The 13,382-nt window shown below is 65.8% G+C and carries 13 protein-coding genes; 9 read left to right on the plus strand and 4 right to left on the minus strand.

Annotation, left to right across the window (positions count from 1 at the left end; all coding sequences use genetic code 11):
* Positions 1-66: 66 nt before the first annotated feature.
* The 8 genes from rpsM to AC59GX_RS14895 all read left to right on the plus strand — a co-directional run bounded on the left by rpsM (position 67) and on the right by AC59GX_RS14895 (position 6,995).
* On the plus strand, positions 67-435 hold the full coding sequence (gene rpsM, locus AC59GX_RS14860) for a 30S ribosomal protein S13 (RefSeq protein WP_056015521.1): 369 nt from the start codon (positions 67-69) through the stop codon (positions 433-435).
* Between the two features lie 84 nt (positions 436-519).
* A complete protein-coding gene (gene rpsK / locus AC59GX_RS14865; RefSeq protein WP_031395237.1) occupies positions 520-909 on the plus strand; it encodes a 30S ribosomal protein S11 in 390 nt (129 codons plus the stop codon).
* 115 nt (positions 910-1,024) lie between these two features.
* The gene (locus AC59GX_RS14870; RefSeq protein WP_031395236.1) at positions 1,025-2,095 is read left to right on the plus strand and encodes a DNA-directed RNA polymerase subunit alpha; all 1,071 of its coding nucleotides are present in this window, start codon (positions 1,025-1,027) and stop codon (positions 2,093-2,095) included.
* Between the two features lie 228 nt (positions 2,096-2,323).
* Entirely contained in the window at positions 2,324-2,746 is a 423-nt protein-coding gene (rplQ, locus tag AC59GX_RS14875; RefSeq protein WP_426284335.1) for a 50S ribosomal protein L17, read from the plus strand.
* A 94-nt stretch (positions 2,747-2,840) separates the two neighbouring features.
* Entirely contained in the window at positions 2,841-4,397 is a 1,557-nt protein-coding gene (guaA, locus tag AC59GX_RS14880) for a glutamine-hydrolyzing GMP synthase (RefSeq protein WP_497302020.1), read from the plus strand.
* A 163-nt stretch (positions 4,398-4,560) separates the two neighbouring features.
* Positions 4,561-5,397 carry a subclass B3 metallo-beta-lactamase gene (gene bla, locus AC59GX_RS14885; protein WP_426284333.1) on the plus strand — a complete coding sequence of 279 codons (837 nt, stop codon included), beginning with the start codon at positions 4,561-4,563 and terminating at the stop codon, positions 5,395-5,397.
* Between the two features lie 6 nt (positions 5,398-5,403).
* On the plus strand, positions 5,404-6,057 hold the full coding sequence (locus AC59GX_RS14890; RefSeq protein ID WP_497302021.1) for a DUF969 domain-containing protein: 654 nt from the start codon (positions 5,404-5,406) through the stop codon (positions 6,055-6,057).
* The gene (locus tag AC59GX_RS14895; RefSeq protein ID WP_426284350.1) at positions 6,054-6,995 is read left to right on the plus strand and encodes a DUF979 domain-containing protein; all 942 of its coding nucleotides are present in this window, start codon (positions 6,054-6,056) and stop codon (positions 6,993-6,995) included. Before AC59GX_RS14890 ends, AC59GX_RS14895 begins: the two co-directional genes overlap by 4 nt.
* Here the strand turns inward: AC59GX_RS14895 and AC59GX_RS14900 are convergent.
* The 4 genes from AC59GX_RS14900 to AC59GX_RS14915 form a co-directional block, all read right to left on the minus strand.
* Positions 6,974-7,465 (minus strand): cupin domain-containing protein, encoded by a 492-nt coding sequence (locus AC59GX_RS14900; RefSeq protein ID WP_426284331.1) that lies wholly within the window; start codon positions 7,463-7,465, stop codon positions 6,974-6,976. The two genes, AC59GX_RS14895 and AC59GX_RS14900, sit on opposite strands and share 22 nt — an antisense overlap.
* Positions 7,465-8,562 (minus strand): Gfo/Idh/MocA family protein, encoded by a 1,098-nt coding sequence (locus tag AC59GX_RS14905; protein WP_426284330.1) that lies wholly within the window; start codon positions 8,560-8,562, stop codon positions 7,465-7,467. Before AC59GX_RS14905 ends, AC59GX_RS14900 begins: the two co-directional genes overlap by 1 nt.
* Positions 8,562-9,446: an alpha/beta hydrolase gene (locus AC59GX_RS14910; protein ID WP_426284329.1), complete on the minus strand. Its 885-nt coding sequence runs from the start codon at positions 9,444-9,446 to the stop codon at positions 8,562-8,564. Before AC59GX_RS14910 ends, AC59GX_RS14905 begins: the two co-directional genes overlap by 1 nt.
* A 70-nt stretch (positions 9,447-9,516) precedes the next feature.
* Positions 9,517-10,113, minus strand: coding sequence for a gluconokinase (locus AC59GX_RS14915; protein WP_426284328.1), 597 nt, complete (start codon positions 10,111-10,113; stop codon positions 9,517-9,519).
* A 170-nt stretch (positions 10,114-10,283) separates the two neighbouring features.
* Between AC59GX_RS14915 and AC59GX_RS14920 the strand changes: the two genes are divergently transcribed.
* Complete coding sequence (locus AC59GX_RS14920) at positions 10,284-13,319, plus strand: glycosyl hydrolase family 28-related protein (RefSeq protein WP_426284326.1); 3,036 nt, start codon at positions 10,284-10,286, stop codon at positions 13,317-13,319.
* Positions 13,320-13,382: the final 63 nt, after the last annotated feature.

A 13,382-nucleotide genomic window follows, 5' to 3' on the forward strand; every position in this document is an offset into this window, starting at 1 on the left:
GTTCATCGCTAAGAGATGGGGTCTGTGCAGCCATGCCGGACCTCGTGGAGCAGGAGAACCAAGTTCATGGCACGTATCGCGGGTGTTAATATCCCGACCAACAAGCGCGTGGTGATCGCGCTGACCTATATTCACGGCATCGGTTCGACCAAGGCCAAGGAAATCGTCGCGAAGCTCGGCATCGCCGATACCGCACGCGTCCAGGACCTGACCGACCAGGAAGTCCTGCACATCCGCGAGACGATCGACGCCGATCACACCGTCGAGGGCGATCTGCGCCGCCAGACCTCGATGAACATCAAGCGCCTGATGGATCTCGCCTGCTATCGCGGCCTGCGTCATCGCAAGGGCCTCCCGGTCCGCGGCCAGCGCACGCATACCAATGCGCGCACCCGCAAGGGCAAGGCCAAGCCGATCGCCGGCAAGAAGAAGTAATCCACTTTTTCAATGGATTACTCCGCCGGCGCTGGTCCCAACGGGCCGCCCGGCGTCACGCAGATACAGGTCAGGAAATACACCATGGCACGCGAACCTCAGCGCATTAAGCGGCGCGAGCGCAAGAACATCACCTCTGGCGTCGCTCACGTGAATGCCAGCTTCAACAACACCATGATCACGATCACCGATGCCCAGGGCAACGCGATCTCGTGGTCGTCGGCCGGCGCAATGGGCTTCAAGGGCTCGCGCAAGTCGACTCCGTACGCGGCCCAGGTCGCAGCGGAAGATGCCGGCAAGAAGGCCGCCGAGCACGGCGTCCGCACGATCGAAGTCGAGGTCAAGGGCCCCGGCTCGGGTCGCGAATCGGCACTGCGCGCGCTTCAGGCAGTCGGTTTCCAGATCACGTCGATCCGCGACGTGACCTCGATCCCGCACAACGGCGTGCGCCCTTCGAAGCGTCGTCGCGTCTGATTTCTCCGACGTTGTCCGCGCGCGGTCGTCCCTGATCAGGTCGAACGTGCGTCGCGGATGCATTTTAATGGCCGGCGGAAGTCCTTTCCGTCGGCCCCCAAATTAGGGGAAGCATGTGTCTGTCAACGCAAAGAACTGGCAGGAACTCAAGAAGCCCAGCGGCCTGGAGAAAAAGGCCGGTGGCGACACCAAGCGCAAGGCGACCTTCATCGCCGAGCCGCTCGAGCGTGGCTTCGGCCTGACGCTCGGCAACGCGCTGCGTCGCGTGTTGCTCTCGTCGCTGCAGGGCGCGGCCGTCACCTCGATCAAGATCGAGAACGTGCTACATGAGTTCTCGTCTCTGGCCGGCGTCCGCGAGGACGTGACCGACATCGTCCTCAACGTGAAGCAGATCGCGATCCGCATGCAGGGCGAGGGGCCGAAGCGCCTCCAGCTCTCGGCAACGGGTCCGGGTGAAGTCAAGGCCGGCGACATCGCTGTCTCGGGCGACATCGAGATCATGAACAAGGATCTCGTGATCTGCCACCTCGATGAGGGTGCGACGCTCAACATGGAGCTGACCGCCGACATCGGTAAGGGTTATGTGCCCGCGACCGCAAACCGTCCGGCCGACGCGCCGATCGGTCTGATCCCGGTCGATGCACTGTATTCGCCGGTACGTCAGGTGTCGTACAAGGTCGACCCGACCCGCGTCGGTCAGGACCTGGATTACGACAAGCTGACGCTGACGATCGAAACCGACGGCACGATTACCCCGGAAGACGCAGTCGGCTATGCCGGTCGCATCCTCCAGGACCAGCTCGCGCTGTTCGTCCACTTCGACGATTCGTCGGTGACGCGTTCGTCGGCCCCGATCGGCCAGGCAGCACCCGCTGCCGGTGGTGCGGAGCCAGCAGGCGACACCCAGCAGATCAACCGTTACCTTCTCAAGAAGGTCGACGAGCTGGAACTGTCGGTGCGTTCGGCCAACTGCCTCAAGAACGACAACATCATCTACATCGGCGATCTGGTCGGCAAGACCGAAGCCGAGATGCTGCGTACGCCTAACTTCGGCCGCAAGTCCTTGAACGAGATCAAGGAAGTGCTGTCGTCGATGGGTCTTCGCCTGGGTATGGAAATCCCCGGCTGGCCACCTGAGAACATCGAAGAGATGGCCAAGAAGCTTGAGCAGGAAATAATGGGGTAAGTGGTTCGGGGCCGAGTAAGATCGGTCCCGACCTCTTGTTCACCCGCGAAGGCGGGTGCCCAGACTGGATCCCCGCCTTCGCGGGGAGACAATTGAGGGAAAGGCTGAGGGAGCGTCGTTGGCGTAACCTTAGTGTGACCTTTGGACTACGGCGATTGGCGGTGGCCGCAACACTGCCTGCTCCCGGGTACCTCACACGGCCCCTGAACGAACGAAAAGGTATTAAACATGCGCCATCGCGTAGGCGGCCGTAAGCTTCAGCGGACCTCGGCCCACCGTCTTGCTCTCTTCCGCAACATGAGCGCCGCGCTCATCAAGCACGAGCAGATCACCACCACCATCGCCAAGGCGAAGGAACTGCGTCCTTACGTCGAGAAGCTGATCACGCTCGCGAAGAAGGGTGGCCTGTCCAACCGTCGTCTCGCGCACGGCAAGCTGCTCGACGATGCGCAGCTGATCAAGTTGTTCGACACGCTCGCGACCCGTTATGCGGATCGCAACGGCGGCTACACCCGCGTCATCAAGGCCGGTATCCGCATGTCGGACGCCTCGCCGATGGCCGTCATCGAGTTCGTCGACCGCGACGTCTCGGCAAAGGGCCAGGATTCGGGTCCGGTGATGTCGGACGAGGATTACAACGAAGCGGCATAATCCCCGCCTAGTAGTATTCGAATTGCAGGCCGCGTTTCCCATCCGGGGAGCGCGGCCTCTTTCGTTACGGGGCTCATCCGGCTATGCGCCCGACATGGAGCACCCAGACAGCATTCTCATCGTCGATTTCGGCAGCCAGGTAACCCAGCTGATCGCCCGCCGCGTGCGCGAGGCTGGCGTCTACAGCGAGATCGCACCCTTCCAGTCCGCCGAGGCCGCGTTCGATCGGATGCAGCCCAAGGGCATCATCCTCTCCGGCGGCCCCGCATCGGTCACCACCGAGAACTCCCCGCGCGTCCCGCAGCGCTTCTTCGAGGCCGGCATCCCGATCCTCGGCATCTGCTACGGCCAGCAGGTCATGTCCGCACAGCTCGGCGGCAACGTGATCGTCTCGGGCGACGGCGGCGAGTTCGGCAGCGCCTTCATCGAGGTCAAGTCCAACTGCGCGCTGTTCGACGGCCTCTGGGCGGAGGGCGAGCGCCACCAGGTATGGATGAGCCACGGCGACAAGGTCGACGCGATCCCGCCCGGCTTCACCCCCGTCGCCACCTCGACCGGCGCGCCCTACGCGATCGTCGCGGACGAGGCGCGACGCTTCTACGGCGTGCAGTTCCACCCCGAGGTCGTCCACACCCCCGATGGCGGCAAGCTGATCGCCAACTTCGCGCGCCATGTCTGCGGGCTGAGCGGCGACTGGACGATGGCCGAATTCCGCGAGACCAAGATCGCCGAGATCCGCGCACAGGTGGGCAAGGGCCGCGTCATCTGCGGCCTGTCAGGCGGCGTCGACTCGGCGGTCGCGGCGGTGCTGATCCACGAGGCGATCGGCGAGCAGCTCACCTGCGTCTATGTCGATCACGGCCTGATGCGCGCGGGCGAGAGCGAGCAGGTCGTCAGCCTGTTCCGCGGTGCCTACAACATCCCGCTGATCCACGTGAACGTCGAGGAGCTGTTCCTCAGCGGCCTCGCCGGGATCACCGATCCCGAGCTGAAGCGCAAGTTCATCGGCAAGACCTTCATCGACGTGTTCGATACCGAGGCGAAGAAGCTCGGCGGCGCGCAGTTCCTCGCGCAGGGTACGCTGTACCCGGACGTGATCGAGAGCGTCAGCTTCACCGGCGGGCCGTCGGTGACTATCAAGAGCCACCACAATGTCGGCGGCCTGCCCGAGCGCATGAACATGAAGCTCGTCGAGCCGTTGCGCGAGCTGTTCAAGGACGAGGTCCGCGTGCTGGGGCGCGAACTCGGGCTGCCCGAGATCTTCGTCGGCCGTCACCCGTTCCCCGGACCCGGCCTCGCGATCCGCATCCCCGGCGAAGTCACCAAGGAACGCTGCGACATTCTGCGGAAAGCGGATGCGATCTATCTCGAGGAGATCCGCGCGACGGGGCTCTACGACACGATCTGGCAGGCGTTCGCGGTACTGCTCCCGGTCCGCAGCGTCGGCGTGATGGGCGACGGCCGCACCTACGACAACGTGCTGGCGTTGCGCGCGGTAACTTCCACCGACGGCATGACCGCACAGGCGTTCCAGTTCCCCGGCGACTTCCTGCCGCGCGTCGCGACCCGCATCATCAACGAGGTCAAGGGCATCAATCGCGTGACCTACGACTACACCTCGAAGCCACCCGGCACGATCGAGTGGGAATAAGTCGAAGCATGTAATCCTCCCCCGCAAGGGGGAGGTGGCTGGCACTTGCCAGACGGAGGGGGAGGATAAGATGCAGAGGTTACCGCTGACCGCCCCCTCCGTCAGGCTACGCCTGTCACCTCCCCCTTGCGGGGGAGGATCGCTAAGCTCTCGCGCACGGTCGGTGATCGGCGCACTGGCGATCGCCACCAGCGCACCGCTGCTACTCGGTGCGGCGGACCCGCCTGCCTGGACGCGCGCCCAAGCCCCGTTCCCGATCGCCGGCCCGATCACCTATGTCGGCAGCGAAGGTATCGCCGCCTACCTCATCAAGACCAGGGCCGGCGCGATCCTGATCGACGGCACGCTCGCCGAGAATGCGGGCATGATCGAACGCAACGTTGCCGCCGCTGGAGTACGCCCGCGCGACGTAAAGCTGATCCTGGTCACGCACGCGCACTTCGATCATGCTGCGGGTGTCGCTGCGCTTAAGCGCGCAACCGGCGCTCGCGTGGTCGCCGGCGCTCGCGATGTCCGCGCGCTCGAAACCGGCGTACCGCCCGGCGAGACCAACTACGGCGTCATCCGCTTCCCGCCCGTCCACGTCGATCGTGGCGTCCGCGATGGGGACACGGTCACGCTCGGCACCACCACGCTGACCGCACGCGCCACGCCAGGGCACACGCTCGGCTGCACGACCTGGACGATGCAGATCCCGGCCAAGCCGCGCCCGCTCGACGTCGTGTTCCCGTGCAGCGTCAGCGTCGCGGGCAACCACCTGATCGGCAACCATGCCTATCCCGGCATCGTCGCCGACTACCGCCGCAGCATCGCCATGCTCGGCACGCTGCACGCCGACATCGTCCTCCCGTCGCACCCCGAACTCGCCGACGTCAAACCCAAGGGCAAACGTCGCCAAGCAGGCGACAGGACCGCGTTCGTCGATCCGACGTTGCTCCCGAAGATCGTCGCGAAGGCCAAGGTTGCGTTCGATGCCGACCTCGCCAAGCAGGCGCGCTGAGCGACGATGCTGGTCCTGTGCGGCATCGCGGTGATCGTCGCGGGCTTCCTGCTCCGGTTCAACCCGCTGCTCGTCGTCGCCGTCTCCGCGCTCGTCACCGGTCTTGCCGCCGGCATCGCGCCGCTCGCGATCCTCGCCGCGTTCGGGAAGGCATTCAACGAGAACCGCTACGTCACCGTGATCTACATCGTCCTCCCAGTGATCGGGATGCTCGAACGACACGGATTGCAGGAACGCGCCCGGCTCGCGATCGGCAAGCTCAAGGGCGCGACCGTGGGGCGTTTTCTCACCGGCTACCTCCTGTTCCGCCAGCTCACCGCAGCGCTAGGCCTGACCTCGATCGCCGGCCCCGCACAAAGCGTCCGCCCGCTGGTCGCACCGATGGCCGAAGCCGCCGCCGAAGCGCAGGGCGTCACGCCCGGCGGCGACCGCATCCCCGCGATGGCCGCGGCAACCGACAATATCGGGCTCTTCTTTGGCGAGGACATCTTCATCGCGATCGGTTCGATCCTGCTGATGAAGGGCGTCCTCGAAGGATACGGCATCGTCATCCAGCCGCTCCACCTCTCTATGTGGGCGATCCCGACCGCGATCGCCGCATTCCTGATCCACGGCTTCCGCCTGTGGCTGCTCGACCGTCGACTGGCGCGCGCGCGATGATCGGCACCGGCTTCATCTACGGCGTTGCCGGCCTAATGTTCGCAGCGTTCGCAGTCCTGAGCGCAACCGATCGCACCAACCCGAAGCGCTTCGGCAATGCCGCGTTCTACGCAGTGCTGGCGATCAGCTTCCTGCTGGGTGGGAAGCTCGGCGACGTCGGCAACGGCGTTCTCGTCCTGGCCCTGGTCGCGATCGCCGGCTCGGGCGCGATGGGGAGGGGCGGGCGTGCTACGACTACGCTCGACGAACGGCGTGCCGAAGCCACCCGGCACGGCAACCGGATATTCCTCCCCGCACTGATCATCCCGGCCGCAGCACTCGGTGGAACGGTCCTGTTCCGCACAGTCCCGAGCCTCGTCGACCCCAAGCAAGCGACGCTCGTCGCGCTGACCTGCGGCGTCCTGATCGCACTGGTCGCGATGCACCTGTGGTTCCGCCCCCGCATCGCCACACCACTCGCGGAAGGCGTCAGGTTGATGGACGCGATCGGCTGGGCCGCCGTGCTCCCGCAGATGCTCGCGAGTCTCGGCGCAGTGTTCGCACTCGCCGGCGTCGGCGACGTCGTCGGCGGTCTGGCCGGCCACGCGATCCCCGAGGGCAGCCTGATCGGTGCAGTGCTCGCCTACACGCTCGGCATGGCGCTGTTCACGATGGTCATGGGCAACGCGTTCGCGGCGTTCCCGGTGATGGCCGCAGCGATCGGCATCCCACTGCTCGTGCGCCATTACGGTGGCGACCCCGCGGTGGTCGCGGCGATCGGCATGCTCAGCGGGTTCTGCGGCACGCTGATGACGCCGATGGCGGCGAACTTCAATCTCGTCCCCGCCGCCTTGCTCGATCTCAAGGACAAGAACGCGGTCATCCGCGCGCAGATACCGACCGCGCTGCCATTGCTCGCGGTCAATATCGGCTTGCTCTACTGGCTGGGCTTCCGCTGACCTGACGTCCGAATCTTCGTTCCGAGCATGACCAGCTTGCCATCGATGCCGAACCAGTGCGGCGTCCCCGCCGGGATCAGGAACACGTCACCGACCGCAAGCTTCCGCGTCGTGCCACCCTCGATCCGATCACCTTCGACCAGCCCCGGAAAGCGCAGCTTCGGCGCGACCAGCGTACCACCCGAGACGAGCGTCCCCGATCCCGCCATCACGGTCGCATATTCGGCCTCGTCGGGATGCACCGCGGGCTTGCCCGGCGCCTTCCAATATTCGAGCGCGGCGCTCGTCCCGTCCGCCTGCACCAGCGGCGCCATGGCGAACCCCTGGCCCGGCTTCATCGCCTTCTCCAACGCAACGATCCGCGCGCGAACGTCGGCAGATGCAGCGAAGCTCGTCGGATCGCCTGCAGTCTGTGCGGGCAGGGAGGAGGTCGCGCCAATAGCCAGCACGACCGCAAGCAACGGCCGCATCACAGCTTCACCGTCCGGCCTTCGCGCACCGATCGATAGATCGCCTCGACGATCCGCATGTCGCGCAAACCCTCTTCGCCCGAGACGATCGGTTCGCGCCCGTCGAGGATGCATTCGGCCAGATGATCGAGCTGCCCCGCGAACTGCGTCTTGCCAGGGCCGGGCGGGGGACTGGTAATCGCGGTCTCGCGTCCGTCGCGGCCGGTCCACATCTTGTTGCCGTCGTAGCGCGTCGCCGGTTCCAGCTCGATGCGGCCCTTGTCGCCCATCAGCAGGATATGGTTCTGGTTGGCGCTGTACATCGACTGGCATCCGGCGATCGCGCCCGACGGGAATTCGAGCGTCCATTCGATCATGTCCTCGACCTCGCGGAAGCGCGGATCGCGGCGGTCGGTGGATTCGCGCGCGGTGACCGCGATCGGCTCTTCGCCGGTCATGTAGCGCGCGGCCTGCAGGCTGTAGATGCCCATGTCCATCAGCGACCCGCCACCGGACAAGGCGCGCTTCAACCGCCATTTGTTCGGATCGCCCTGGACGAAACCATGCTCCGAACGGACGTAGCGGATCTTGCCCGCCGCACCGGACTTGGCGAGCCGCATCGCCTCCAGGTTGAACGGTTCGAAGTGGCAGCGATAGCCGATCATCAGCTTCTTGCCGGCGGTCTTGCACGCCCGGATCATCGCCTCGCATTCGGCGACCGAGACCGCCATCGGCTTCTCGCACATGACGTGCTTGCCGGCCTTCGCCGCGCGGATGGTGTATTCGGCATGCATCGAATTGGGCAGGCAGACATAGACGATGTCGACGTCGGGATTGTCGCGGATGCGATCGAAGTCGGCGTAGGTATAGATCGACCGCTCGGGCACGCCGTATTTGGCCGCAGTCGCGAGCGCCTTGGCCCGGTCGCCGCTGACCAGCGCAGTCACGCGCGAATGCTCGCAATTGACGAACTGCGGCATGATCGTCTGCAACCCGTAATAGCCGAGTCCGACGATAGCATAGCCGAGCTTCCGGTCGGGCGCCGCACGCGCCATGCCGCTCGATGTGGCGGCCAGTGTTGCCGCGGCGACCAGGAGATCACGCCTGCCGAATTCCATCAGGGTTCCTTTCGAGAAACTGGAAGCATCTTTGCCAATCCGCGTGGAATGAGCCAGCCGCCATCGGCGAGCCAATCCGCCAGTCGATCGGGCCAGTGCTGGATCGAGATGCGCTCCGACCGCGTGCCGAGATTGAACGCGTGATCGGTGTCCGCGTAAAGGTGCAACTCCGCCGAAACGCCCGCCGAGCGAAGCTGCGAATACAGCGCCATCGCCGATGTCGCGCAGCACTGGTCGAGCGACCCCGCGACAAGGAACGCGGGCGGCGCGTTTGCGACGGCCTTGGCCGGCGTGCCAAGCGGCCCCGGATAGACGAGCACCTGGAAGTCCGGCCGCGCACTCACCCGGTCGATCGAGTCCGTCGGTGTCTGTGCGGGCGCGGGGTTGTCGGCGACGAGCGACACGAGTTCGCCGCCTGCGGAAAAGCCCATCACGCCGATCCGGGCAGGATCGATCGCGTAGTCGCTCGCATGCGCGCGGACCCATCGGACCGCACGCCGCAGATCGGCTGCCGCGTCGCGCTCGATATCGTACGATGAGCCGGGATCGCGCGCGAGGCGGTATTTTAGGACGAACGTCGTGACGCCGTAGCGGTTGAGCGCCTTCGCGGGCACTTCGCCCTCGTTGATCCACACCAGCATCCGGTGACCGCCACCGGGCGCCACGATCACCGCCGCACCGTTGGCATGGCTCGGGGCGGGGCGGTGGATCGTCAGCGTCGGGTTGTGGACGTTGCTGACATAGCTGTCCTTCACCGTCTCGGCTTCGGTCCGCCGCGCTTCCGATCCGGGCGCGCCGTTCGGCCAGAGCGCCACGACGGGGGCCTGCTGTGCAGCGGCGGGCGCTGCAACCAGCATGAGGGCGAAAGCAACGCGTAGCGACATCAACGATCCTCGACCGCACTCCTGCGCGAGTACTGCCGCCGAGTGTCGGCCTTGCCGGTCGGTTTGGCTATTACGACCTTCGTCGTGCCTCTTCGGGTATCTTGGTCGCGCCGGATATCTCGCGTTCGATCCACGCGAGCGCTTCGGCGCAGAGCCGATCGGGCGCGTCCTCCGCATCGAGCGTGACGGCGCGCTCGTCGGGACCCAGTTCTTCCAGGGTATCGAGCTGACTCGCGAGCAGGCTGGCCGGCATGTAATGGTCCGCACGGTGGACCAGCCGCCGGGCGAGCTCGCCGCTGTCCTTCGTATCGAGGAACACGAACAGCAACGGCATGGCGACGGCGTCCGCCAGTCGATCGCGATAGGCGCGCTTCAACGCCGAACACGCCGCGACCGCAGTACCATCCGTCCGGGCCGCATATTGCAATCCGGCTGCGATCCGGTCGAGCCAAGGCCAGCGATCCTGATCGTCGAGCGGCTGACCCGACCGCATCTTCGCGACGCTGTCGGAACTATGGAAGGCATCGCCTTCGAGGAATTCGCAGCGCAGACGGCGCGCAAGTTCGGCACCCAGCGTGGACTTGCCGCTGCCGCTGACGCCCATGACGATGATGGCATAGGGTAGCGCGTCGGCCGGATTGGGGATCGTTTCGGAGGAAGGAGGCACTGGCTCTCCATAAGCTGCGCGCGGTCGGTTCGTCACCGTCTATCGTCCGTGCGCGCGGGATCGGCTACTACGACCTTGGTCGTGATCGCCTGTGGTCGCATGCGCCACTACCTGCGGTGCAGACTGGCGGACATCGTCCGGCGCGTCCCACAACAATCTCGGGTGAGCCTGTGAAACTGACACTAGCGATCGCGCTTCTGGGGACGACCGTTCCAGCGTTTGCAGCCCCCCGTTCGGCCTCTCCGTCTCAATCGGCATTTCTCACCGCACCGGCAGATCCACGCGCGGTGACGGTTCGGGGCCGTGGTGACGGCCGGACCGACGATACCGCCGCGATCCAGGCCGCGATCGACAGCGCGGCGAGCGCGAAAGGCGGCGAGGGCATCGTCTTCCTGCCCGCCGGCCGCTACCGCATCTCTCGAACGATCTTCGTCTGGCCCGGCGTGCGCGTGTTCGGAACCGGCAAGACGCGCCCTGTCATCATGCTCGGCGCGGCAACCCCGGGGTTCCAAACCGGCGTGGCGAACATGCTGTTCTTCACCGGTTCACGCGCCGACACCCGCGCCGCACCGCTAAAGGTACCGGTGCCACCGCCGACCAGCGTACCGTTCGACGCCACCATCGCCGACGCCAATTCGGGGACGTTCTATTCCGCGCTCAGCAATGTCAATTTCGAGATCGGCGACGGCAATCCCGCGGCGACCGCGGTGCGGTTCCACTTGGCGCAGCACGCGTACCTGAGCCATGTCGACTTCCACATCGGCTCCGGGCTCGCCGGTATCTATCAGGTCGGCAATGTCGGGCAGGACCTGCGCTTCTTCGGCGGACGCTACGGCATCCTCAGCGAGAAGACCTCGCCCGCATGGCAGTACACGCTGCTGGATTCGTCGTTCGAGGGCCAGCGCGAGGCCGCGATCCGCGAGCACGAGGCGGGGCTGACACTCGTCAACACCAGCATCCGCAACGTCCCCGTCGGGATCGAGATCGACCGTGGCTATGGCGACTGGCTATGGGGCCGCGACGTGCGGTTCGAGAACGTCTCGGACGCCGCCGTCGTCATCAGCAACGAGGACAATGTCTACACGCAGATCGGCTTCCAGGACGCCGTTGCCAGCGCCGTGCCGATCTTCGCGCGGTTCCGTGACAGCGGAAAAACCGTGGCCGGGCAGGGCGCAAAATACCGGGTCAAGGCGTTCACCTACGGCCTGACGCTGCCGGGTCTCGGCGCGACCGGCAAGTACGAGACGCGCGTCGATGCCGCGACGATCCCGGCAATGCCGAAGCGGATACCGCCCGCGATCCGCTCGCTGCCGCCCGTCGCGCAGTGGTTCGACGTCCGGAGCGCGGGCGCAAAGGGCGACGACGCGACCGACGACACCGCGGCGATCCAGCACGCGATCGACACGCACCGCGTGGTCTATTTCCCGACCGGCTTTTACCGCGTTTCCGATACGCTGAAGCTGCGACCCGAAACGGTGCTGATCGGCCTGCATCCGGACATGACGCAGATCGTGCTCGCCGACGACACGCCGGCCTTCCGCGGCATCGGTGCCGCCAAGGGGTTGATCGAAAGCGCAAAGGGTGGCGCGGCGATCGTCTCCGGCATCGGCCTGACCACCGGCGGCATCAATTCGCGCGCGACCGCGTTGCTGTGGAAGGCGGGCGCGGACTCGCTGGTCGACGACGTCCGCTTCCACGGCGGTCATGGTACCAGCCGCGCCGATGGCAGCCGGATCGATCCGTACAATGCCGACCACACCGGCGACGCCGATCCGCGCAAGCGCTGGGACGGGCAATATGCGAGCCTCTCGGTCACCGATGGCGGCGGCGGCACGTTCAACAATCTGTGGACCCCCAACACCTTTGCCGCCGCCGGCCTCCACGTCTCGAACACCAGCACGCCGGGCCATGTGTACGAGATGTCCGCCGAGCATCACGCGCGCGCCGAAATCGTGCTCGACGGCGTCAAGAACTGGGAGTTCCTCGCGCCGCAAACCGAGGAAGAGGCGGGCGAGAGCCGCAACGCGCTGTCGCTCGAGGTTCGCAATTCGAGCAACATCCTGTTCGCGAACTATCACGCCTATCGCGTGACGCGGTCGCTCCAGCCGGCGCCATCGGCGGTACGGATCTACAATTCCGACGATATCCGCTTCCGCAACGTGCATGTGAACGGCGAGAGCGGGTTGGCATTCTGCGATGCGGAGGGCTGCGGCACCGACCTGCGCGCAAGCAAGTTCCCGTACGAGAATGCGGTCCAGGATATGACCTCCGGAGCGGAGGTACGCGAACGCGAGTTCGCGGTGCTGGACGTAAAGCGCGGCGCCACGCCGGTTGCGACGACCACTGGTCCTGCCGTTCGCAAGCTGGAAGACGGGTTCTACTCGATCGCCGGCGCGGCGGTGGATGCGAAGGGCAAGCTCTACTTTGTCGAGCATAATACGCACCGCATCTATGGCTGGACGGCGAGCGAGGGGCTGACGGTCGCCGCCGATGCGCCCGTCGATCCGGTCAATCTCGCGGTCGATCGCTCGGGTAACCTCATGGTGCTGTCGTCCGATGGCGCGGCGGGGACGGTCTACAGCATCAAGCCTGGTGATCCGGACAGCATCGTCGTGATCCCATCGACGCCGGTCGCCACGCACCGCGATGTGCGCGTAGCACTACCCGGCAACTTATGGGTCAATGGCGAGTTCAAGGATCAGATCGATCCGACGACCTACCAGTTCACGGCGCTCGGCGAGATGTTCGCGCGCGACATGGCCCTGCCCAAACCCCGCGAATACGTCTCGCCAGACGGCTCGCTGGTCCTGCCCGCGTATCGCACCGTCCAGCAGGGGCCACCCAACCACCTCGGCTGGCGCTTCTCGGACGCACTCGACACCTACGGCTTCGTGAAGGCCAAGCTCGGCGAACGCGTGTTCGTCAGCAATGGCTCCGAAACCAAGACGTATAGCGGGCTGGTCGGCGCCGGCGGCAGCGTCACGGATCTGAAGCCGTTCGCCAACCGCGGCGGCGAAAGCGTCGCAGTCGGGCCGGACGGCCGCGTCTACCTGGCGAACGGACAGGTGTTCGTCCACGACGCCGACGGTCGCGAGACCGGACGGATCGACGTGCCCGAACGCCCGCTGCAACTGATCTTCGGCGGCACGAATGGGCGGACGCTGTTCATCCTGACGCACCACGCGCTGTACGCGGTCGAAACCTGAGCGACGTTCGTTGCCTAGGTGGCACCGCTGACGCATGACACGCGCCGATAGCTGCGAAGGAAC

The organism is Sphingomonas sp. 320_CC (assembly GCF_059691795.1).

Bases quoted from the DNA above. Each gene is read 5' to 3' on its own strand.
- rpsM (WP_056015521.1), top strand. From the start codon at position 67: ATGGCACGTATCGCGGGTGTTAATATCCCGACCAACAAGCGCGTGGTG.
- rpsK (WP_031395237.1), top strand. From the start codon at position 520: ATGGCACGCGAACCTCAGCGCATTAAGCGGCGCGAGCGCAAGAACATC.
- rplQ (WP_426284335.1), top strand. From the start codon at position 2,324: ATGCGCCATCGCGTAGGCGGCCGTAAGCTTCAGCGGACCTCGGCCCAC.
- guaA (WP_497302020.1), top strand. From the start codon at position 2,841: ATGGAGCACCCAGACAGCATTCTCATCGTCGATTTCGGCAGCCAGGTA.
- AC59GX_RS14890 (WP_497302021.1), top strand. From the start codon at position 5,404: ATGCTGGTCCTGTGCGGCATCGCGGTGATCGTCGCGGGCTTCCTGCTC.
- AC59GX_RS14895 (WP_426284350.1), top strand. From the start codon at position 6,054: ATGATCGGCACCGGCTTCATCTACGGCGTTGCCGGCCTAATGTTCGCA.
- AC59GX_RS14900 (WP_426284331.1), bottom strand. From the start codon at position 7,465: ATGCGGCCGTTGCTTGCGGTCGTGCTGGCTATTGGCGCGACCTCCTCC.
- AC59GX_RS14905 (WP_426284330.1), bottom strand. From the start codon at position 8,562: ATGGAATTCGGCAGGCGTGATCTCCTGGTCGCCGCGGCAACACTGGCC.
- AC59GX_RS14910 (WP_426284329.1), bottom strand. From the start codon at position 9,446: ATGTCGCTACGCGTTGCTTTCGCCCTCATGCTGGTTGCAGCGCCCGCC.